The 22,744-nt window shown below is 72.4% G+C and carries 9 protein-coding genes; 2 read left to right on the top strand and 7 right to left on the bottom strand.

Annotated features, from left to right (window positions below; translation table 11 throughout):
• The first annotated feature begins 29 nt into the window (after window positions 1-29).
• On the top strand, window positions 30-608 hold the full coding sequence (locus ACLF5H_RS29380; RefSeq protein ID WP_421679013.1) for a PadR family transcriptional regulator: 579 nt from the start codon (window positions 30-32) through the stop codon (window positions 606-608).
• 138 nt (window positions 609-746) lie between these two features.
• Here ACLF5H_RS29380 and ACLF5H_RS29375 read toward each other — a convergent pair whose 3' ends face one another.
• Both ACLF5H_RS29375 and ACLF5H_RS29370 read right to left on the bottom strand, forming a co-directional pair.
• A complete protein-coding gene (locus tag ACLF5H_RS29375) occupies window positions 747-1,313 on the bottom strand; it encodes a hypothetical protein (protein WP_421679012.1) in 567 nt (188 codons plus the stop codon).
• Window positions 1,314-1,520: 207 nt separating this feature from the next.
• Complete coding sequence (locus tag ACLF5H_RS29370; RefSeq protein WP_421679011.1) at window positions 1,521-2,498, bottom strand: fibronectin type III domain-containing protein; 978 nt, start codon at window positions 2,496-2,498, stop codon at window positions 1,521-1,523.
• Window positions 2,499-3,071: 573 nt separating this feature from the next.
• Here ACLF5H_RS29370 and ACLF5H_RS29365 point away from each other — a divergent pair.
• Window positions 3,072-3,764 (top strand): glycoside hydrolase family 75 protein, encoded by a 693-nt coding sequence (locus ACLF5H_RS29365; protein WP_421679010.1) that lies wholly within the window; start codon window positions 3,072-3,074, stop codon window positions 3,762-3,764.
• Between the two features lie 28 nt (window positions 3,765-3,792).
• On the opposite strand, the gene ACLF5H_RS29360 is transcribed toward ACLF5H_RS29365, so the two are convergent.
• The 5 genes from ACLF5H_RS29360 to ACLF5H_RS29340 all read right to left on the bottom strand — a co-directional run bounded on the left by ACLF5H_RS29360 (window position 3,793) and on the right by ACLF5H_RS29340 (window position 22,690).
• On the bottom strand, window positions 3,793-4,200 hold the full coding sequence (locus tag ACLF5H_RS29360) for a PTS-dependent dihydroxyacetone kinase phosphotransferase subunit DhaM (RefSeq protein ID WP_421679009.1): 408 nt from the start codon (window positions 4,198-4,200) through the stop codon (window positions 3,793-3,795).
• 1 nt (window position 4,201) lies between these two features.
• The gene (dhaL, locus tag ACLF5H_RS29355) at window positions 4,202-4,801 is read right to left on the bottom strand and encodes a dihydroxyacetone kinase subunit DhaL (protein WP_421679008.1); all 600 of its coding nucleotides are present in this window, start codon (window positions 4,799-4,801) and stop codon (window positions 4,202-4,204) included.
• A 45-nt stretch (window positions 4,802-4,846) separates the two neighbouring features.
• On the bottom strand, window positions 4,847-5,839 hold the full coding sequence (dhaK, locus tag ACLF5H_RS29350) for a dihydroxyacetone kinase subunit DhaK (RefSeq protein WP_421679007.1): 993 nt from the start codon (window positions 5,837-5,839) through the stop codon (window positions 4,847-4,849).
• A 205-nt stretch (window positions 5,840-6,044) separates the two neighbouring features.
• On the bottom strand, window positions 6,045-22,328 hold the full coding sequence (locus ACLF5H_RS29345; RefSeq protein ID WP_421679006.1) for a hypothetical protein: 16,284 nt from the start codon (window positions 22,326-22,328) through the stop codon (window positions 6,045-6,047).
• Window positions 22,325-22,690: a WXG100 family type VII secretion target gene (locus ACLF5H_RS29340; protein ID WP_421679005.1), complete on the bottom strand. Its 366-nt coding sequence runs from the start codon at window positions 22,688-22,690 to the stop codon at window positions 22,325-22,327. Before ACLF5H_RS29340 ends, ACLF5H_RS29345 begins: the two co-directional genes overlap by 4 nt.
• Window positions 22,691-22,744 lie beyond the last annotated feature (54 nt).

Genomic DNA, 22,744 nt, shown 5'->3' with positions numbered 1-22,744 from the left:
ACCCCTGCGGGGATCCCTAGGATGAGCCCATGTCACTCCCGCACGCGATCCTCACCGCCCTGCTGGAAAAGCCGTCGTCGGGGCTGGAGCTGACCCGCCGGTTCGACAAGTCGATCGGCTACTTCTGGTCCGCGACGCATCAGCAGATCTATCGCGAGCTGGGGAAGCTGGAGGGGGAGGGGCTCATCCGGGCGCTGTCGAACGCGCAGCCGTCCCGCGGGCAGAAGAAGAGTTACGAGGTCCTGCCCGCGGGCCGCGCCGAACTGGCCCGCTGGGCCGCCGCCGGTCAGGACCCCAAGCCGCTGCGGGACACGCTCTTGCTGCGGCTGCGCGCCTCGGCGGTGGTCGGCACGACCGGTCTCGAAGCGGACCTGCGCCGCCATCTGGAGCTGCACCAGCGGCAGTTGGCCGAGTACGAGGGGATCGAGAAGCGCGACTTCCCACCGGACCGGGACGCCCCCGAGGACCGGTTGCGCCACCTGGTGCTGCGGGCCGGCATCGACCTGGAGACCTTCTGGACCCAGTGGCTCACCCACGCCCTCGCCGAGTTCGCCGAGCTGCCGTCACCCCCGACCGACCCCGAGCCACCCGAGGCCGAGCGGCCCTAGACAGTGCCGACCGCCCCGGACGGCCCGCCCCCGAGCCGCCCCGAGCGGTGTCGAACGAACCCGGGCCGACCGGAGCCGGACCGTGCGGAGCGGTGTCGGGCGGAGCCGATCGGGGCCCGGCGTCCTCCCTGGAGGGGTTCAGTACCGGTGCGGCTTCGTGCGGCGGCGCAGACAGCAGGCGGCCGTGACGGCGCCCGCGCCCACCAGTGCCGCGCCGGCGCCGAGCGTCAGCGGGCCGTAGTCGCGGACGGCGCCGCCGAGTCCGCCGTTCACGCCCCGGTTCGGCGCCGGTCTGGTGGTCGACGTGGTGGTGCCCGGCCGGGAGGTCGCCGCGAGCGTCGGCGCGGAACCGGCGGACACGATCACCGACTGGCTGCCCGCCGTGCTGCCGCTGGAGCAGACCACCACCACGGTGTACGTCCCCGGGTTTACCTTGGACCAGGCCGCGGACTGACTGATGGTGGTGCCCGACAGCGCCACCTGGCGGCCCTGCGCGAAGTTCGCCTGGCTGCTGGTGAGCAGGGCCGCAGTGCCCCAGCTGCCGTTGATCTGGGTGCACGCGCTGGTGACCACGGAGACGCTGGATCCCGTGGTGCTGACGGAGATGCCGGAGACCGCGGCCGAGGGCGGCGCGAGCACGGCCGGGAGCACGGCGGCGGCCGCCAGGGCCGGAGCGAAGCGGAGCATGGATATGGAGTTGCGCATCGGGGCCTCCGGCGGCACGGCCGGCGGTACGTCCCATGCGCCGCCCAGGGTCGGGGAACATCCGTGCTGCCTGGTCAGCAGCCAACGCGGCCCCGGCGGCCCCCGCACCCCGGCGGCACCCGGCCGGGTGACGGCACCCCACGCCCGGCGCAGGCCGCGCCCCGCCGGGATGCGCCGGGCGCCGACCTGTGATCAGGGGCGCTCGGGTCAGCGTCCCGTGGTCACCGTGCGCTGCGCCGACCAGCCGCCCCAGGTGCCGTCCGGCAGCCGGGCCCGCAGCCGCACCCGGTGCTCCTCCCCGGCCGTACGGCCCAGGTAGAAGTTGTAGTGCGCCCGGCCGCGCGGCGGGGTGCCGCCCCACTCCAGCGAGGTCGTGGTGGCGCCGTCCAGCAGGATCGAGTACTCGGTGATCACCCCGTCGGTGGCCGGCGGGTCCCAGGCCAGGTCCAGATAGTAGGCGCCGTCCGTGCGATGGGTCGCGGCGGTGAAGCCGGTCGGCGCGGTGGCCCGGCCGTCGTCGCTGCCCGGCGTGGTCAGGCGCACCGGAGCGCTGGCGGGGGAGAGGTTGTCGGCCGCGTCCCGGGCCCGCACCGTGAACACGTACCGGGTGCCGGGGCGCAGCCCGGTGACCACGGTCGAGGTCTGTGCCCCGCCGACGCTGTGGATCTGAACGCCGCCCTGATCGATGTCGTACGACACCACACCCCGGTCGTCCCGGGCGGCGCCCCACGCCAGCTGGACCTCGCGGCTGCCGACGGGGTGTCCGGTCGGGGTGCCGGGGCGGGTCGGCGCCGAGTGGTCGGCCGCGACCCGGGCGGGGGTGCGGGCCCGTACCGCCCGGCTCGGCGGTCCCAGGCGCCCGGCCTTGTCCCGGGCGCGCACGGTGAAGGCGTAGCCGGTGGACGGGCTGAGCCCGATGACGTCGACCATGCGCTCGGCGCCGGGCACTTCGGCCGCCTTGGCGGAGCCCCGGTAGACCTCGTAGGAGCGGATGCCGGAGCCCTCGTCGGGCACCGCGTTCCACATCACATGCACGGTGGTGGCGCTGCCGGCCTGGGCGGTGACCCCGGTCGGGGCGCCCGGCATCCGGCCCTCGTCGCCGTCGTCGGCCCGGCTCAGGCCGCAGGACGCGAGGAGCAGCAGGGCTCCGGCGACCAGCACGAGCGGAAGGGGAACGCGTCGCACGGTTCTGCCTCCACGGCTGTTCGGCATTCGATGGCGAGTTCGACATCGATGGGTCCCGGCAATGGTCCGGACCAATATGGCCCGGCCGGTGCGCCCACGGCAAGGGGCCGTTGTGGAGCACACCCGGAAGTTACGTATGCTGAACCTCCCTACGGCTGAACTACCCGCGAGAGCAGGGAAGTTCATGCCTGCGGCGCGGAAACGCTGTCGTCGCCGAATCCGCGCCGGCGCGGGCGGCCGGGGGATTCGGGCCGAGGCCGGTCCGGGTCCCCGGCCCCTGTTGTCCTCGTGCCCCCGCTTCCGTTTATGCGCTTTGTGCACCAAATGCCGAAATTATTCCCTCATGGGTTGTCAGAAGCGTGCTCCATCCGGTCGCTTCGGGGTGGCCCGGGCGGACGGCTGTCCGGGCCGCGGACCACAGTGGCCTGGACATGTCCCCGAGGAGAGGGTTCCTCATCGTGCGTGTGCGCGTCCCGACGCTGACGCTGGCCGCGGCCGGCGTCGCCCTGATCGCCCCCGCCACGTTGCCCGGTGCCGCCGTGGCCCTGCCGCCCGAGGCGCGGACCGCGGCCCATGGCGAGGGTGCCGCGCCCCGATCGGGGCGCCACCACCCCGAGCCGGGGCAGGACCACCACCGCCCCGCCCCGCACGGCCGCCGGGACCGCCCAGGACCGCGCCGAGGGCGCCGTGACCGCCGCCGATCTGCTGGCCAAGGTCGGCACCTGCGCCGAGATCTCCAACGGCCGCTACCGCACCGACGAGAACAGCCCCGCGACCGTGCCCGTCTGCGGCGCTCAGGGCGCCGTCTTCTGGAAGGCCGACCTCGACATCGACTGCGACGGCCAGCCGACGGCCCACTGCAACGGCCAGGCCGACCCGCTGTACTCGCCCGGCACCGCCTATGCGCAGTCCGACGGGCGGCCGCTGAACGCGGAGACCCTGCCCTACATCGTCGTACCGGCCGCGAGCAGCCGCTGGAGCCCCGGCGCGAGCGGGGTGCGGGGCGGTTCCGTCGCCGCCGTCGTCTACCAGGACCGGGTGCAGTATGCCGTGGTCGGGGACACCGGCCCGAGCGATCTCATCGGCGAGGCGTCCTACGCCACCGCGCGCGGCCTCGGGATCCCCGCCGGACCCAGCGACGGCGGGGTGCCCTCCGGGGTCACCTACATCGTCTTCAAGGACTCCAAGGCGGACCCCATCGAGGACCACCAGGCGGCGGTGTCGACCGGGGAGCGGCTGGCCCGGCAGTTCGTGACCGACAACTGACCAGCCGCATCGGCACCCTGACGAACCATCACACCTTGCGGTAGTCGTACGCCTCCGTCGCGGCGGCCTCCACCGCGGCCAGATCGGCGCCGGTGGAGGCCGTCACCACCGCGGCCACCGCTCCTTCCAGGAAGGGCGCGTCCACCAGCCGGGTGTCCTCGGGCAGTTCGTCCTCGGCGAGCAGCGCCTTCACCGTCAGTACGGCGCTGCCGAGATCGGTGAGGACCGCCACCCCGGCACCCCGGTCGACGGAGGCCGCCGCCGCGGAGATCAGCTCGGCGCTGGTGCCGAGCCCGCCGCCCTCCGTACCGCCCGCGGGGGCCACCGGCACCGCGGCGGCGTCGCCCGCGAGCCCCTTGGCCAGCGCGACGACCGAGGCGGCCACCTCCGCGCTGTGCGACACCAGCACGATCCCGACCAGCTTCGCCTCGCTCATGTCAGCCCTCCGCCGTCTCGGCCAGCGCGGCCATCAGCAGCGCCGACGACGTCGCCCCCGGATCCTGGTGCCCGACGCTGCGCTCGCCCAGATAACTCGCCCGGCCCTTGTGGGCCAGCAGCGGGACGGTCGCCTCCGCGCCCCGCTCGGCGGCGGCCCGGGCGGCGGCGAAACCCTCGCCGAGCGCGTCCACGGCCGGCAGCAGGGCATCGACCATGGTCTTGTCGCCCGCGGCCGCCCCGCCGAGCTTCATCACCCCCTGCACCCCCGTCCGCAGCGCCTCGGCCAACTGCTCCTCGGTGACCTCCGGGGCCTCCCCGAGCGCCTTGCCGGTCCGGCGCAGCAACGTGCCGTACAGCGGCCCCGAGGCGCCGCCGACCGTCGAGATCAACAGGCGCCCGGCGAGCATCAGCACGGCGCCCGGGGTGCCCGGCGTCTCCTTGTCCAGCTCCGCCTGCACGGCCGTGAACCCGCGCCGCATGTTGCTGCCGTGATCGGCGTCCCCGATGGCCGCGTCGAGGGCGGTGAGCCGTTCCGCCTCGCGGTCGACGGACGCGGCGGTCGCCGTCATCCAACGGCGGAAGAAGTCGGCGTCGAGCACTGGACCTCCAAGCATAGTAAGGGCGTTGAGACGTGTACCGCCGTATCACATCCCCCAGCGCAATGCCGGGGTGCGCACCGGCGCGTCCCACAACCCGAGCATCTCCTCGTCGACCTGGCAGAGCGTCACCGAGGCGCCCGCCATGTCCAGGGAGGTGACGTAGTTGCCGACCAGGGTGCGGACCACGGCGACCCCGCGCTCGGCCAGCACCCGCTGCACCTCGGCGTTGAAGCCGTACAGTTCCAGCAGCGGGGTGGCACCCATGCCGTTGACCAGCACGAGCACCGGGTTGCGCGGGGGCATGTCCTCCAGGATCGCGTGCACCGCGAAGTCCGCTATCTCCCCGGAGGTCATCATCGGCCGCCGCTCCCGGCCCGGCTCGCCGTGGATGCCGATGCCCAACTCCAGCTCGCCGTCCGGGAGATCGAAGGTGGGGCTGCCCTTCGCCGGAGTGGTGACGGCACTCAGCGCCACGCCGAAGCTGCGGGAGTTCTCATTGACCCGGCGGGCCACCGACTCCACCTGCTCCAGCGGCCGGCCCTCGGCCGCCGCCGCGCCCGCGATCTTCTCCACGAACAGCGTCGCGCCGGTGCCGCGCCGACCGGCCGTGAAGAGACTGTCGGTGACCGCCACGTCGTCGTTCACCAGCACTTTGGCGACCTGTATGCCCTCGTCCTCGGCCAGCTCCGCCGCCATGTCGAAGTTGAGCACGTCCCCGGTGTAGTTCTTCACCACGAACAGCACCCCCGCGCCGCTGTCCACGGCGGCCGCCGCGCGCACCATCTGGTCCGGCACCGGCGAGGTGAACACCTCACCCGGACAGGCGGCGGAGAGCATGCCGGGACCGACGAATCCGCCGTGCAGCGGCTCGTGCCCCGACCCGCCACCGGAGACCAGGGCGACCTGTCCCTGCACCGGGGCGTCCCGGCGGACGATCACCCGGTGCTCCACGTCCACCGTCAGATCCGGATGCGCGGCGGCCATCCCGCGCAGCGCGTCCGCCACGACGGTCTCCGGCACGTTGATCAACATCTTCATGCCCGTCTCCCAGAAAGCTCAGCAGGTGGTCCCTGACCGGCGTTCTCCCTGCTCAGGCCGGGTGGGACCGGATAGGTGGTCGGAGTCTTGCACCTCAGTATCGACCTTGTGGCCGTGAAGGTCATGTGCGCTGCGGCATTCTGCCCGGCCGCGCCCCGCCCGAACCGGCCCCGGCGGGGCGTGTCGTGGCGCGCGACCGGCGCGCTCACCGCACGTCACCTCCACCCGGCCGGGGCAGCTCGACCACGACGAACGCCTGCCGGCGCGCGGCGCCCGCGGCCTGGTCCGAGGGTGCCCCGGGGGGCGGCGCGTTGCCCTCGGAACGGGTGGTGACCTCGATGTCCGCCAGGAGCGTGACGGCCTCTCCGTCGGCCTGGAGCCGCGCCAGGTGGACCCCGAGCGCCGAGCGGAACACCTCCGCCACCCCGTCCGCGCGCGCCTGCCCCCGCCGCAGCGCCTCACCGAAGTGGGGAAGACCGCCGCGCATCCCGTTGGCGTGGCCGACGATCACGACCCGGGGCGGCGGGAAACCCGCACGCGTGTTCGCCACCGACGCCCAGGCCACCTCGGCGGCCAGCCGGTGCACCGTCTCCCGCTGCGCCCCCGTCAGCTCCACCGAGCCGTCCGCGAACTCGACCCCGCCGATGGTGAGGCGTTCACTGCGGTACGACGACGGGGGCGCCGGGACCGGGTGGGGGACCGGGGCGGGTGCCGGGGCCGTGTCCGGGTGGTGCGGTCGCGTCGACGGATGCGCTGTCGGCCGCTGCGGTTGCTGCTCCGGGGGCTGGTGCCGCGCCCGGGGCGCCCGGGGTGCCGCCTCGGACGAGGGCGAGGACGAGGACGGGGCCGCGGTGGTGTTGGCGGTGGTGTCCTCCGGCCGGGGATCGTGCACCGTGACCGTCGCCCGGCGGCCCTGCTCCCGGTCGCCGCCCGGCGCGGTGTGCTCGGTGGAGACCGCGACCGGGAAGTCGGCCGCGGTCAGCCGCCGCTGCGCGATGCCGTGCTGGTAGTTGATGAGATACCGGTCGAGCCGGTCCCGCAGCTCCCCGTGCACGGCCTCGGCCCGCTGCCGCGCGGCCTCGGGCAGGACCCCGCCGAGCGTCGGACGGCGGGCGTTGCCGCGCCCGGTCACGGTGATCCGGGGCAGCGGCAGCCCGTTGTGGTGGTTCCACAGCCCGGTCCGGGTCGCCAGCTCGGCCACATAGTTGAGCTTGCGGCCCTCGTCCCTGCTGATCTGCCGGGAGCCCTCGCGGAACCCGATGTCCACCTGCGGGAGCCGGTGGCCGTGCACGATGACGGAGGTCAGCGGGTTGGCCTCGGCCGACGGTTCGTTCGTCAGCAGGTCCGCGCTGACCTCGTGCATGGACTCGCCGGGCCGCTGGGAGAACATCCGGAAGTGCCACAGCTCGCTGCCCTTGGCCAGCTCCGACGCCTGCTTCATGCGCGCCTCGGCCACCTTGACCGCCTTCTCGTACGCGGCGTCGGCGGCCACGCCCTCGGGGCTGCCCTCGACGGTCGCGTCCCGGGCCTCCCGCGCGTCCACCGCCCGGGCGAGCGCGTCCGTGAGGGCCAGATGCCGCTCCAGCCGCTTGACCTGCGCCTCCTGCGCGGCACCCGCGCGGGCGCTCTCCAGCTCCCCGCCGATGGCCTCGTGCAGCTTGCGGAGGCCGTCCGGGGTGGCGTGCCGGAGGTTGTGCGCCACGGCCGACTTCACGATGGAGGCCACATGGGCGCGGCGGGCGAAGTTCTCCAGCGTGATCTGGTGCCTGCCGTCCTCGCTGCCGAGCACCACGGCGGCGAAGTGGTAGCCGAAGTGGCTGTGGTCCCGCTCGCCGGGCTTGGCGTAGTTGTGCGCTAGGCTCGGCAGGCCGTCCGCGTCGAGGGCGTTGATCGAGTGCACCAGATACGCCTCGCCGACCTTCGCCCAGGCGTGCTCGTTGATGCCGATCTCGCGCGCGGCGGCCGACAGGTTGTCGCGGCGCGGATTGTCCAGCGGGTCGTAACTCAGCGCGCTGCCGTAGGACCTGCCCGGGGTGGGCCCGTCGCTCTCGGCGATGAACCGGTCGTCCCGGCGCACCTGCTGGGCCGCCCACGAGGGATCCAGCGCCTCGGGCCGCTGCCCGTCGGCCACCAGGGTGAGGGACTCGGCGAGGTGGTGGATGCCGGTGACCTCGGTACGGCCCAGGGCGTTGATCGGCGCCTTGGCGAGCCCGGTGCCGTCGGGGCCCCGGAAGACCACGTGCGAGGCGGCGACGTTGCCGGAGACCATCTGGGCGAAGTCCCGGCAGATCTCCTCCTCCGACTTCCCGGACCGGGTGAGGAACTGCGGGGTGACCCGCACCAGTTCGCGACGGCCGCCCTGGCCGTCGCCGACCCGCAGCTTGATCCCGTCGGGTTTCAGCCGCACCAGGCTGCCCGCGAGGGCGAGTCGGTGGTTGGCCGACTCGATCGCCTTCGGGGAGGCGAACACCTGCTGCCCGTAACCGCCTTGGCGGTGCGCCAGCGAGAGGTCGCCCGACACATGGAGCGGTGGATGCTGGCTCACCGGGGTCTGCCGGTGTCCCTGCGTCGGCACGATCAGCCGCGGTACGTCACCGGAGCCCCGGTCGTAGTCGAAGCCGGTCTGCTGCATGGCGGTCGGCTCTTCGAACAGCGTCGTGTCCGGTTCGGCGCCGATCACCTCGTAGTCGCTGGTGGTCAGCGGGCGGGCGCGCAGCCGGTCCAGCAGGTTCGCCGGGGTCAGGGGCGATGTGTGCTCGCCCGGGTGCGGGAGCAGCTTGGCCGCGTAGTCGGGGCCGCCGGGGTCGGGGCCGCCGTGGTCGGGCTCCGGGGTGGCGGAGTCGAACAGGTCCAGCGGGCCGTGCGCACTGCCCAGGTGGAGCGACCAGTCGCCGCTGCCGCCGTTCAGGTCGAGCCGTTCGGTGCCGGTGCGCCAGTCGAGCGTGGGGCGCACCTCGGCGTCGGTCGACCACACCGCCGTACCGGACCGGTCCGCCACCAGCTGCGCGAGCCCCCGGTCCTGCGCGTGCGAGACCAGCAGCAGGATGTCCTGGCCGGGGCCGCGCAGCGGGTCGCGGGCGACGAGCTCGGCGAACTCCGCCGGGCCGGACACCTGGATCGTACGGCCGTCCAGCCGCAAGGACAGGCCGTCCCTCGGCGAGCCGAGGGCGGTGACCACGTACGGCTGCCGCCACGGCGCCGCGTGCTCGGTGGCGGTCCCGTCCGGGCCGGACACCGTGTAGCTCGCCAGGTCCGGCGGTACCGCCCGCGCGCCCGTCCAGTCGCGGCCCGTGACGTGCCCCGAGGCGTCGACCAGCGCGGTGTGGCGGTCGTGGGCGCCGTGCTCGGTGGCCAGGTAGTGCGCGGCGAGCGCGCCGGCGTCCCGCGTCGCCTCGGGTCCGGCGTGCGCGGTGAGGGCCAGCAGATACCGGTAGTCGCCCGCGCTCGGCGCCCCGTCCAGATGGAGCACCTGTTCGGTCAGCAGCTCCAGATGCGGCCGGTGCTCCGTGTCGGACACCGGGTGCGCCAGATCCATCGACCGGAGGGTGAGCAGGGCGTCATGGGCACGGTCGTACGACTCCTGGTCGAGCGTCTCGCCGTACAGCCCGTCCAGCCAGTCGTACTCGCGCCGGCGCTCCAGCGTGTACTCCTGGAGGATCTCCGACCAGTCCCGATCCTCCTCGTCGTCGCGGTGCGCCCCGGAGTTCTCGGACTGCGGCATGCGCGGGTCCTGGGCGGTGTGCTCCTCCTCGGAGCCCCGGTCGGGGTCGGTCACCGGGTCGACCCAGACGTGCCGCCGGGTCACGGGCTCGGCGTCCGTACGGGCCTGCTGCCAGCGCGGGTCCCGCTCCGGCGCGGCGGTGTGCGACTGCTCCCCGCCGGTGTGCACGACGGACTCGGGTACGTCGCCGACGAGCGCCCCGAGCAGCTGGAGGTGGCGGCCGCGCAGCCCGCCCTGGGCGAGGCCGTGCGGCGCGGGCTGGTGGAAGTCGCCGAGCAGGCTGCCCGCCACCTGTGCCCGGCCCGGGCCCTCGCCGTCCTCGCGGTACTCGTCGCGCAGCCCGAGCTGATGGCCCAACTCATGGGCGTAGGCGACCGGTTCGGCGTCCGGCCACCAGGTGCGCTGGTCCATCGGACGGTCGTGGTCCGCGAGGTCGACCACCAAGTGCGGGTCGGAGCCCACGGGCACCCGCTCCACCGTCACATGCAACAGGCTCCCGTCGGGGAGGTGGTGGCCTGGGCGGTTGTAGAACTCCTCGGCGCCCTGTTGGAGTCGGTCCCAGGCGGTGTCCGGATCGTGGCCCGAGCCGTCCCGGAAGGCGACCCGCACGGTCAGATCGGTGACCTTGGCGTCGCCGACGCGGAACGCGCGGGCGTCGAAGGCGGAGCGGACCACGAAGCGGGGGGCGCGGTCGAGGGGGCGGCGCGGGGCGGTGGTCGTGGACGCGGTCGCCGTGGGCGCCTTCGGGGCCTTCGGCGCGGCCTCGTCGGTCAGCGGCGGCTTGGCCTTCGGCGGCGCGGTCGTGGTGTTCTGGTCGGCCGGGTGCGTCGGGACGCGGCTGGCGTCGTAGTGGTTGTGGCCGTTGTAGTACACGTCGACCGTACGGTTGCCGCCCCGCGGCCCGACCGCGCTCAGATGGGCCGTGCCGCCGCCGTCGGTCGACTGGAACGTGCGCAGCCGGATGCCGAGGGTATGGGCGACGAGCCCGGGGAACATCTCGCCCGCGTCGGTGTTCCAGGCGCCGTTGCCCGGCACCCAGTTCTGCACGGCCCGGATCAGCGTCCGGTGTTCGGCGGAGGTGAGCGGCTGGTGCAGCGCGGTGTCCACGACGGCGCCGACCAGGAGGTCGTGATGGTCGACGTAGTCCAGGTCGAGCGGGCCGTTGCGGGTGGTGACGTACGCGAACTGGGCGCGCGGGGCGAGGGCGGTGTCGCCCAGCGTCCAGCGGCCCTGCTCATCGAGTGTCTCGGGCACCTCGGTGGCCGCGAGATCGGCCGCGTCCTGCGGGGAGAGCTGGTGGGGAGGGCTCGTCAACTCCTGGGCGCGGGCGTCGATATAGAGGGTGCGCAGCGCCTGCGGGCTGAGCCAGTCGTGCGCGGCGACATGGTCCACACCGGCGTCGCGCAGCCGCTGCTGCAACTGCTCGAAGGACTCCGTCCGGAGTGTCTCCCGCAGCTGGTTCTCCTGGCTGCGGCGGTACAACTCCGTGACATCGAACGGCAGATCCTGCGGACGGGAGTTCCGCACCCGGTCCAGCACCATCTGGTGCAGATTGCGCGCGGCCCGGCCCAGCGGGCTGTCGGCGCCGACGCTGCCCCGCTGGGTGCGGATCTGGTGGACGACGGCCCCGTGCTGGGCGCGCGCGTGATCGGTCGTACCGCCGTGCAGGGCGCTCGGCCAGTGCTCGGGCGGGGTGCTCGCGAGCACGGAGTACAGCAGGCAGCGGCCGTCACCGGGGACGGGGACACGGGCCTTGGGCGGGGCCTGGGCGGTGTGGTCCTCGTCGGTGTGGTCCAGCTGGGTGTGGTCCTGCTGGGTGTGGTCCTTGGCGGTCTGGTCCTGCTGGGTGTGGTCCTTCGGCGCGGGGGGCTTGAGGGTCTGGGCCGGCTCCTTGGTGGTGGGCCTGGGGGCCCCGGACTTCTCCTGGGCGGGCTTGGTGGACTCGTGCGAGACGGCCGGTTTGTGCGTCTCGGCGGGCTTCTGGGTCCCGGCCGGTTTGTGCGTCGTGCCCTGCTGCTGCTTGGTCTCCTCGGGCGCCTTCACCGGCTTGGTGACGGTGGTCGTGGTCGCGTCCGTGGTCGTCGTGCCGTCCTTGGACGGGGCGGTGACCTTGGACGTGTGGGTGTCCTTGGGCGTCGTGGTGTCCGTGGACGTGGACGTGGACGTGGTCGTGGTCGTGGTCGTGGACGTCGTGGTGGTCGCGTCCTCGGTCTTCTTCGCCGTCCAGTAGTAGACGTGCCCGTCCGTGTGGGCCGTGTTCCCGTACGTGCCGCTCTCGTCGTACTTCTGTGTGCTCACCCGGACCGGCTGGCGCATCAGCACCTGGGCGCCCTTGACCGTGGCCTTGCCCGGCTCGGTGGCGGTCTTGCCGTGCGGCAGGACCGGGGGCGCGAGGGTACGGGTCGGCACGCCCGGGGCGCGGGTCACCGGGGAGCCGCTCTCGAAGGTCTGGTCGCGATCCAGCTTCAGGGCGTTGGTGGGGACCGGGACGACGACGCTCGGGTTCTTGGTGGTCACGGGCACGGCCAGCGGCGTCAGGCTCGCGTTGAGGGCGTTGCTCGCGGTCGTGGCCGACTCGTGCTCGGTGGCGACGGTGATCTCGTCGCTGCCGTTGTCCCGGGTGGAGATCTCCACCGCGTCCCCGGTCGGCTCGAGACGGACCTCGACACCGGTCTTGCCGTCGCTGCCGAGCGGCACCGTGCGATAGCCGCTCGCGGGGTCCTTCAGCTGGTGGAAGACCGTGGGCAGGGTGCCCGAGCCCAGCGCCCGGCGCAGCGAGAACTGCTGCTCCAGCGGCAGGCGTTGCTCGCTGACCAGGGGGTGGGAGGCGTCGAGACGGGGATCGGACACGAAGGAGCCGAGCAGCTTGGTCGCCGCCTCGGGCGTCATGGCCCCGGCCCAGTGGCCGAGCGTGGTCGCGGCGGAGCCCAGGCCCCAGGAGAGGGCCGCACCCGTCTTGCCCAGCATCCCGTCGCCCCACGGCCGGGGCGTGGTGAGCACCGTCTGCGCCTGGTCGTACAGCCCGCTGTGGTTGTCGAAGCCCACCAGGTCATGGGCCGAGTCCAGCGACGCCTGCCAGCGCTCCCGGTCCGCCTTGGGGACGACGGGCCGCATCTCGACGGTGGCGCCGCCGTCCAGGACCTGCTGCTGCGCCTTCGGCGGCTGCTGCTTCTGCTGTTCCCGCTGGTGGGCGGCCGCCTGCTCGGCGGTCTCCGTCAGGGACTTGGGTACGTCGACGTGCACCCGCCAGGTCGGGTCCACGGGGCGCGGCTTGACGAGGTTGACGAAGCGCCCGTACTCGGTACGCCGGGTCACGGTGACCTCGAAGCGCATGCGGTTGCCGAACCGCACCGTGTCGCCGAACTTCGACGTCTTGTGCTCGACCTTGGTGGTGACCCCGGTCTCGGCGCTCTTGCTCCGGGTGCCCTCGGCGCCCCCGGACGGCGCCCAGGCCACGCTGCTCAGGCCGGACTTGTTCTCCTCGGCCTTGACGGCGGCGGCGTCCTCGCCGGGCTTGGGCTTGACCACCGGGGCGTAGGAGATACGGAAGTTGCCGTCGGCGCCCAGCGACCAGTTGTGTCCCGCGCTGCCCTTGACGGTCTCGGTGAGACCGACCTTGCGGGTGGTGTCCCCGGTGGAGTGGTCGCCCTCGTCGGTCCACTTGTCCCGCGGGACGCCCCGCACCAGGACCTCGGTGATCACCCGCTGGGTGCGGGACTCCTGCACGTGGTAGTCGAGGACGCCCCGGCCCACCAGGTCCTCGTAGTTGGCCGAGAGGTTCTCCGGGGAGAAGGTGTCGGCGAACGGCAGCGCGCTCTCGGGCACGTCGGACACCGTGTCGAGGCCGCGGATCTGCCGGTCGATCTCGCCGAGGATCTCGTCGGAGCGGGGGATCTCGGCGGTGGCGCCGCCCAGCAACCCCTTGGCGAGCAGCGGGGCTTGGCGGGTCCCGGTGGTGTCCGGCGCCTTCGAGGCGTCCGCGCCGAGCTGTCGTACGTCGTCGTCGGAGAGCAGCACCAGCACCCGGTGCTTGCTCTGCTGCGGGTCCCCGAGGGTGATGTTGCCCTTGGCGTCGGTGACCCGGCCCTGGACGGTGACGTCGGCGTCGGCCTCGTACAGGTGCCAGGTGCCCTTGTACGCGGCCTTGCGCGAGGTCGTCATCTTCTGCTTGATGTTCTCGCCGCTGTTCTGCCCGGCGCCGCCCTTGCCCTTGAAGCCGCCGCGCACCTGGAGGGAGGCGTCGGGGCTGTCCTTGGACGGGAAGCGGCCGGCGTCGAAGCCCAGGCCCGCCTTGAACGCCCGGGTGTTCTTGTCGGCGACCGCCGTGGACACGCTGGACTTGGTCTCGATCTCCAGCTTGCCCTCACCGGGCAGCGTCTCGCGGAAGCGGAGATTGCTCAGCTCGGTGCGGGTCGACAGCCCGATGGTGTCGCGGTTGCGGCCCGAACCGACCTGCTCGTCACCGCTGTTGGCCCAGCCGCTGTGCGAGGCGGAGACCAGGGACCGCAGATGGTCCTCGTCGGTGAGCCCGTCCAGCGCGTCCTTCAGCTCGGGCACCCGGGCGTACGCCGACGCCGTGCCCTTCTTCTGGAAGGCGCTGGTCAGCGACTGCCGCGCGGTGTCGCGGAAGCCGTCGGAGGCGGTGACACGGCGGATCGCGTGCCGCTGCGGCAGCACCTCCACCTTGGGAATGGAGGCCGGCGGCGGGTTCTTGGCGGTCCCCTCCGGCTCGCGCGCGACCTCGACCCTGAGGTGGCCGTCGGGCTTCACCTGCTTGATGTGCTGCATGTGCGGGGACGGCGCGACCGTGGACAGGTGCGTGGTCGGCTGCTTCGGGTCCTCGACGCCGACCATGACGTGGTACGTCACCGGGTGGCCGTAGGTGTCGGTGTCCGCCTCCAGGGAGAACTGCCGTTTCACCTCGGTCTCGGTGCCCATGGTGAGCCCGTGCGAGGGGTTGTGGGCGGTGATGTCCAGGCTGCCGATGGTGAAGCCCCGGGTCACGTCCGGGTGGTCGAGCGAACTGCGCACGTTTCCGGCGAGGTTGACGACGTGCTTGGTGCTGCGGGTGACGGACTTGTCGGCCCCGGTGGTCCGGGTGGTCACGGCCTTCGTGGTCGACTTCCCGGAGCCCAGGTGGTCGCCCTTGCCGGGCTCGGCCTTGATGAGGATCTCGTGCGTCGTGCCCGAACGCCCCGGCAGGTGGGGGCTCTTGAGGGTGATCCGGTAGCTGCCGTCCAGCAGCTCGGAGCCGCCGCCGCGCAGCCGGGAGGGCGCGAGCTGCTGCCGCAGCGAGCGCAGGTTCTCCCATGCGTCGGGGGTGACACGGGGACCGTTCCCGGTGCGGATCGCCTCCGGGGGCGGCAGCACACCGGGATGGTCCTGGTGCATCTCCCGCACGATGTGGTCCTCCAGCTCCGTCGAGCCGGGGACGTCGAGGATCGTGGTGCGCGGGGCGGCGACCGGGTCGGTGAGCCGGGCGGGCTCCAGCTGCGGATGGTCACCGGTGGTGACCTTGGGCAGCTCGTGCGGGACGGCGCGCAGCACCTCGCCGTTCTGCGGATCGATGGTGAGGACGACGTCGCCGGGCGCGGGCTTCGGCTGCTGCACGGACGGCGGCGGGCTGTGGTCGCCGATCTTCGTGGTGGTGGTGGAGCGCAGCCCGTCGGGCCCCGGCCCGAAGTGGTGCCGGATGAGCTGGACGCGCAGCCGCACGTTCGTGGCGACCAGGTCGGCCTTGCCGGTGTGTTCACGGCTGGACTCGGTGCCGATGGTGTTCTTGCCCTTGACGCCGTGGGCGAGGTTGCTGGAACCGGTGTAGCCGGCCGTGCCGGTCAGCCAGGTGGACTCCTTGCTGCCGTCCGTCGCCTTCCAGACCTCACCCGTGGCACCGCCGCTGAGCCCCAGTGACCAGGAGCTGTTCTCGGTACGGCTCTGGCCGTGCTCGCCCGACGACTTCGAACCGAGCGTCGCCTTGTCGTCCACGGTGTGCAGGGCCCGGGAGTCGTCCGGTTCGACCGTCAGCAGCAGATGGGCCTTGCCGCCGTCGCTCAGGGTCAGCGGCTTCGACAGCAGGCCGGCGCCCGAGGCGTGCTCGAACTCGTTGATGACGTTGGACGGTTGGAAGAAGTCCTCGATGTCCTGGTGCGCGGTGCCGTCGGGGCGCGCCTCGCGTGGCAGTGCCTCGAAGACGGCGTCACGGGCCGTGTCGAGGCCGGTGACGGAGACCGGATGCCCGGAGGCCGGCCGGGCGGCGTGGTTCTTGGCCTGGTCGGATTCCCAGCCCTGCCAGGCATGTGGCCGGTCCTTGTCCAGCTCCTGCGGCCGGGGCACGTCGGCACGGACCTGGCCCTTGATCTCGCCCGTCGCGCCGGGGGCGGTCAGCCGGGTGCCCTCGTGGTCCGTGACCTTCACCTGGTAGGTGAAGTCGGAGGTGTAGCTGTCGGTCTTGCCGGTGAAGGCGAACTGGTTCGCCGTCTGCGCGGAGGACTTGACCGTGGTCTCGCGGCCGTGCGTGGCGCCGCCCAACTTGCCGGACGGCGTGATCAGGACGGACAGCTGGGGGTTGACGGGCCGTACGACGGTCGGCCCGAATTCGAGGCCCGCCTCGGAGGAGGTCATCTCCGTCTTGCGCGGGGCGGTCTCGTGCGTCGACTCCACGGGCACGTCGAAGCCGTCCCCGTCGTTGTCCTTCGCCGCGTCCTTCGTCGGGTCCAGCTGCCAGGCGGAGGCGGTCGCCTTCACCTCGACCTCGTACGGCTTCCCGTCCACCCGCATGGTGAAGCGCCAGCCGCCGTTGACCATCTGCCCGTGCTGCTTGCGGAAGTTGGCGGGATCGAGGGCCGCGTCCAGGCGCTGGGTGACGGAGGTGTCCCCGGAGTGGCCGCCGAGCAGGGTCTCGACCCGGGTACGCACGGCGTTCGGACCCGGGTCCTCGGTGATCTTCTTCCCGGCGAGGCCCTGGACGTGCCGCCCGTCCAGGACGGCGTCCGGCTGCTTCTCCTCGGGCTTGGGCTGCTCCTCAGGCTTGGGCTGCTCCTCGGCCTTCGGCTGCTCCTCGGCCTTCGGCTCCTCCTCGGTCTTGGTCTCCTCCTGGGTCTTGGACTCCTCCTGGGTCTTCGGCTCTTCCTGGGCCTTCGGCTGCTCCTGCGGCTTCTCCGTCCAGGTGAGTTCGGCGTTCTCATGGCCGGGGCGGAAGCGCAGCAACGGCTCGCCGTCCGGGCCGTGATGGGCGCCGACGATCTTGTCGAAGACGGACTTGCTGAAGGGGGAGGGCGGGTCCCAGAACATATGGGCGCCGTGCATCACGGCGATGTCCTTGGCCTGCATCTCCTTGATCAGCGCGTCGTGCTCCTCCAGCGGGATCCGGGTGCCGCCCGGGGTGGAGATGTCGTACAGGTCGTGGTCCCCGGTGATGGGCCGCCGGGTACCGTCCTCCCCCACGCCGTGCACCACGCCGTCGACCACCACGAACTTGTTCTTCTTCGCCAACAGCTGCATCTTGGCGTTCAGTTCGCGGTATTCGGTGGAGCGCTGGTTGTGGCGGGAGAGGATCTGCTCCCAGTCCTTCCCGGGAACGGCGCTCCGCTCCGGCAGCGTGGGCTTGAAGTAGCCGACGAGTCCGATGTTCTTGGGGTCGGCGCCGAGGTGGACGTCCACCTCGCTGATCGTCTTCGCCTTGATGTCCTGCGGTTTGGCCATGGCTCCGGCTTCGAGCCACTTCGGTGCGGTCGGGTTGGTGGGGCGGACGTCGACGACGAGGTTCTTCTCGCGGGCGATCTGCCGGAACCCCTTGAAGTTCTTCTCCGGTATGCCGTAAGTGTGCCGCGCCGTATAGGAGTTGACCTCACCCTCCTTGAGCGGCGCGGTCCAGGTGAGTTCGGCGTGCTTGTTCTCGGGCCGGAACCGCAGCAGCGGTTCGCCGTCGGGACCCTGGTGCGAACCCACGATCTTGTCGAAGACGGTCTTGCTGAAGGGGGAGGGCGGGTCCCAGAACATATGGGCGCCGTGCATCACGGCGATGTCCTTGGCCTGCATCTCCTTGATGAGCTCGTCGTGCTGGGGATGCGGGATGCGGGTGCCGCCCGGGGTGGAGATGTCGTACAGGTCGTGGTCGCCGGTGATGGGCCGCTGCTTGCCCTCGCCGTCGACGCCGTAGACCACACCGTCCTTGACGGTGAACCTGTGCTCCGCCTCGTACACCGCCATCTTGGCGTTGAGTTCGCGGTATTCGGTGGAGCGCTGGTTGTAGCGGGACAGGACCGTGTCCCAGTCCCCGTCGGGGACGGTGGCCCGGTCGGGGGTCTTGGGCTTGAAGTAGCCGACGAGTCCGATCTTCTTGGGGTCGGCGCCGAGGTGGACGTCGGCCTCGTTGATGGTCTTCGCCTTGATGTCCTGCGGTTTGGCCATGGCTCCGGCTTCGAGCCACTTCGGTGCGGTCGGGTTGGTGGGGCGGACGTCGACGACGAGGTTCTTCTCGCGGGCGATCTGCCGGAACCCCTTGAAGTTCTTCTCCGGCATGCCGTACGTCTCCCGCGCGGTGTGCGCGTCGACCTCGCCGGGCTTGGGCTCGGGCTGCCGCGTCGGGTCGGACACCGGGTCCACCCAGGCGTGCTGCCGGGGCACCGGCGGCGCCTCGGCCCGCGCCCGCTGCCAGGCCGTACCGTCCCCGGTGTCCTCGTGCCGGGGGTGGTGCCCCCCGCCCTGCTGGACGAGCAGGTCGTCGTGGCCCGTGGTCAGGGCGCCCAGGAGCTGGATGTGGCGGTCGCGCAGCCCGCCGTGCGGGAGGCCCTCGTGCTCCGGGGCCCGGTGGACGTCGCCCGGCAGGCTGCCGAGGATGTGCGGGCGCTGCGGCGCGGTCTCGTCGGCGTACTCGTCGCGCATCCCCAGCTGGTGGGAGATCTCGTGCGCGTACTCGACGGGCCGGGCACCCGGCGCCCAGTTGCGCTGGTCCATGTCATGGCCCGCGCCCACCAGGTCCACGGTCAGATGCGGCTTGTCGTCGGGGCCGACGCGCTCCAGGGTGACGTGCAGGCGGTCGCCGTTGGGCAGCGTGTGACGGGGGTCGTTGAAGTACGTCTCCACGCCCTCCTGCGCCCGGCTCCAGGTGTCGTCGGCGTCATGCGCGCCCGAACCGTCGTCCCGCAGCGCCACGCGCACGGTGAGATCGGTGTACGACGTGTCGCCCACGGTGAAGCGCCGCTGGTCGAAGCCGGACCGCACCACATAGCGCGGGGTGCGGTCGAGCCGCATCCGGGGCGGCGGCCCCGAGGGGCTGCTGGTGTCGGCCTGCCGGCGCAGGTCGTCCAGACCCTCGGCGCTGGGGACGGGATGCCGGGAAGGATGGGTCGGGTCCTCCTGGGGCAGCTCCCTCTGCGCCTGGAGCTGCTGGTCCTCCTGCGGCTGGTGCTGCTGGTCCTCCTGCGGCTGGTGCGGTGGCTGCTCGTGCGGCTGCTGACGGGCCTGATGAGCGGGCTGCTGCGGCTCGGGGGCGGGCCTCGCCTGGTGGACGGTCGAACCGGTCGCGCCGGTCGCACCGTCGGAGTCGGTGTTCGGGATGTGGTCCGCGGGGACCTTGAGGGCGTCGCCGCCGTCCGAGGTGGGCGTGGTGTCCTCGGTGATCCTCGTGTGCTCGTCGGTCCCGGTGGTGATCCGGTCGAGGTGGCCGGGGGACTCGGGGGCGACGGTCGGCCGGGTCAGCTCCTGCCGCAGCGCGCCGGTGCGTTCGTCGTACGTCAGATGGGAGGACAACTCCGTGCGGATGTCCTCGATCTGGCGTGACGTGTCCTCCGGGGCGCCCTCGCGCACACCGAGCAGCTGCTCGGTGTGCTGCTCCCGCAACCGCTCCAGCCGGTCGCCGAGTTCGCGCACCTTGTCCTGGCGGTCCAGTTCGCGCTGGCGCAGATGCTGGTCGAGCTTGTCGAGGGCCGCCCTGGACTCGGGCTCGGTCGCCGCTTCCTGGGCGCGGCGGCGCAGCTCGGCGGCGCGGGGATCGTCCTCGCCGTCGTGCAGGGCATCGAGGCGCTCGCGCAGTTCGCGCTCGGAGGGGCGGTCGGGGGTGTCCGACTTCAGCCGGTCCAGGCGCTGTTGGAGCCGCTGGTCCGCCCGGTACTCGTGGAGGGCGTGCAGCGCCTGGTCGGCCTCCTGCGGGGTGGCCGCGCGGTCCACCTGCTCGCGCAGCTCGCGCTCATGCTCGTCCGCGCCGTCGTTGAGGGCGTCCAGACGGCGGCGGAGATCGGCGTCGCTGCCCGGCGTCGGGGGCCGGTCGGGTGTGGGCTCGTCCGACTTGAGGTGATCGAGGCGCTGTTGGAGCCGCTGGTCCTCGCGGTGCTGCTCCAGATCGTGCAGGGCCTGGTCCGCCTCGTCCGAGGTGCGGGCGTTGTCGAGGCGTTCGTGGAGCGCGGTGGTCTCGGGGTCGGAGGTGGACCGCAACTGGACCAGCCGGTCGTGCAGTTCGGCATCCTGGCGCGTCGAGTCCAGCTGTTCGCGCAGCCGGTCGGCGGTCGGCTGGTCGGTGGTCAGGGCGAGCCGCTGCCGCAGGTCCTCGACGTCCTGGTGGAAGGGGCGCGGAGCGTCGTCGCCGGTCAGCGACTCGGCGGGGACATGGCTCTCGACGTACGACGAGTACTCGTTGAGCCTGCTGTCCAGCAGCTCGGAGTCCCCGGAGCGGTGGGCCTGTTCGACCGCGTCGACCCTGCTCTGCCACTCCTGCCTGGAACCGGTGAAGTTGGTCAGCCGGTCGAAGCCGCCCTGCGTGTGCGCGTGGAACGCGTCGTAGCGCTGATGCGCGGTACGCGTCTCGACATGGGCGCGGAAGTCCGCCAGGTGCTCCCCGGCGCGCTGCCAGTCGCCCGACGCGACGGCCTTGTGCACGGCACCGGTGTACGCCGCGCGGTCGGCCTCGGACATCCCGGCGGTCCGTGCGGCACGGTCCAGGTCCGACACCCGCTGCCGGATGCCGGCGTCGGGTGCGACGGGCCGGGTCGTCGGGGGCTCCGGCGCCTGATGGAGCGGGTTCGGGTCATGGGTGGGCACGACGACGGAGTCCAGCTGGTGCAGCTGCTCGGTGACATGCGCGTCGGGGGCCGTGGACTCGGTGTCCACATGCGGGGTCGTACCGGGCTCGTGCCGGGGGACGTCCGGGAAGGAGGGCGTGTGCTCGGTCGTCGGGGACAGGTGCGGTGCGGTGGTGGTGGGGGACTGGTGCTGCTCGGTGGTCGTCGGCGACTGGTTCTGGCCGCCGGTGGCCGGGGAGTGGTTCTGCCCGCCCGTCGTGGGGGACGCGTTCTGGCCGCCGGTCGTCGGGGCCTGGTTCTGACCGGTGGGCGACGGGGCACGGGGTGCCCGGGGGGCGACCTCGTCCTGACCGTAGTCCGTCGTGGGGGAGCGGTGGGACGCGGTGGAGTCGGTCGAGCGGGTGGGTCCGGTGGAGGTGGTGGAGGTGGTGGTCCGGGTGGGGCCGGTGGTGGTCGCGGAGTCGGTGGACCGGGTGGGGCCGGTCGACGTGGTGGAGCTGGTGGACCGGGTGGGGCCGGTCGACGTGGTGGAGCTGGTGGACCGGGTGGGTCCGGTGGCGCCGGTAGAGGTAGAGGTGGTGGAGGTGGCGGAGCCGGTTGACCGAGTGGGCTCCGTGGACTCGGTGGATTCCGTGGAGACGTGCGGGGTCGTGGCCGTCTTCTGGGTGGCGCCGGTGACCGGGCCCTCGGACTCGGTGACCGTGGCGTGCGGGGCGCTGTGCGCCGTACTATCGCCGGTCTCCTCTCCGGTACGACTGCCGCCCTTGTCCAGCGACTTGCCGGAACCGGAGCCGCCCCCGGTGCCCACGCCCTTGTCGCCAAGCCCCTTGGTGCCGAAGTCCGCCATGCCGGGCAGATGCGGGCCGTCACCGTCGAAGGAGACCTTCGGCAGGTGGAGGTCGGGCTCGGAGGGGAGGTGGATGTCGGGCGTGTGGACCTCGGTGTGCTCGCCCCCGCCGAACCGGCGCTTGCCCCCGCCGCCGCCCATCGCGCCGATGATGCCCGAGGTCAGCGCCGAGCCCATGTCGTTCTCGCCGCCGAAGATCTCGGACATCACCTCGGTGGTGACGATGCTGGACGCACCGCCGATGAGGCCCTTGCCGATCAGCGAGGACGCGAACTTCGGCGCGAAGGCCGAGCCCACCCCGGAGAAGACCCCGCCGATCGCGCCGCCGATCGCACCGCCCTCCAGGGCCTGGAGCGTGGCGGCGGTGTCCCACTTGGTGCGGTCGCCCTTGAGGAACTGGATCCCCTGGATCACCGCGTCCATGCCCACCATGAACCCGACACCGGTGGCGATCGAGATCAGCAGCCGCTTCAGCAGCATCTTGACGATCGCCCGCACACCGGTGACCAGGACCGGGATCGCCTCTGGCGCCCAGAAGGCGAGTTCGGCGATCTCCACCGCCAGCCACACCAACTGGGCGATGATCATGTACTTGGCGTACTCGACCTGCAACCCCGTGTTCCGGCCCAGCTCGCCCAACTGCCCGGCCGCGTCGGCCATGTCGGGGATGTTGGACTTCAACTGCTGGGTGAAGGCCGTGAACTCGTCGGCGACCTGGCCGCCGACGCTGTGCAGCACACCGCTGGTCGCCGGGTCTATCTCCCGGCTGATGGCGGTCAGTTGGCGCGCGGCGTCGTCCCACGCCGCGCCCAGGCTGCGCAGTTTGTCCTCGTCACCCTTGGGCCAGTCCTGTCCGACGGCCAGCTTGGCGACCCAGTCCAGTTCCGGGGGCAGTTCGATGCTCATGACTTGGTGTTCTTCACCCGTGTCTCGGTGGGCGGGACGTCGGAGGTGTGCAACCGCCGGGTCGCCTCGACGTTCTGGTCCTCCATGCGTTCGAGATTGACGGCCATCGTGCGGATGCCGTCGTGCATGCTGTCGACCAGCTGGCCCATCTGCCCGGTGCTGTCGATGATCTGCTTGCGGGGCGTGGCGTACTGCTCGTAGAACTGCCGCCCGGTCGCGTCCTCGCCCCAGCACTCGCCCAGTTCGGACAGCCGTCCCTCCAGGCCCTTGCCGATGTCCCGGAACCGCGCCGCCAGCTGCTGCACGTACGGCAGCTGGTTGCGCAGCCCGGCGGTGTCGACGTAGAACTCGCCGTCAGCCATGTGTTCCTCCCTGGATCCCGTGGTCGTGGTCGTGGTCGTGGTCATGGTGGGGTG

Source organism: Streptomyces sp. LaBMicrA B280, from assembly GCF_049222185.1.
In the GTDB taxonomy this organism is placed as follows: domain Bacteria; phylum Actinomycetota; class Actinomycetes; order Streptomycetales; family Streptomycetaceae; genus Streptomyces; species Streptomyces murinus.
The sequence above is the reverse complement of the archived record's forward strand: the minus strand, read 5'-3'. Positions and strand labels throughout refer to the sequence as shown.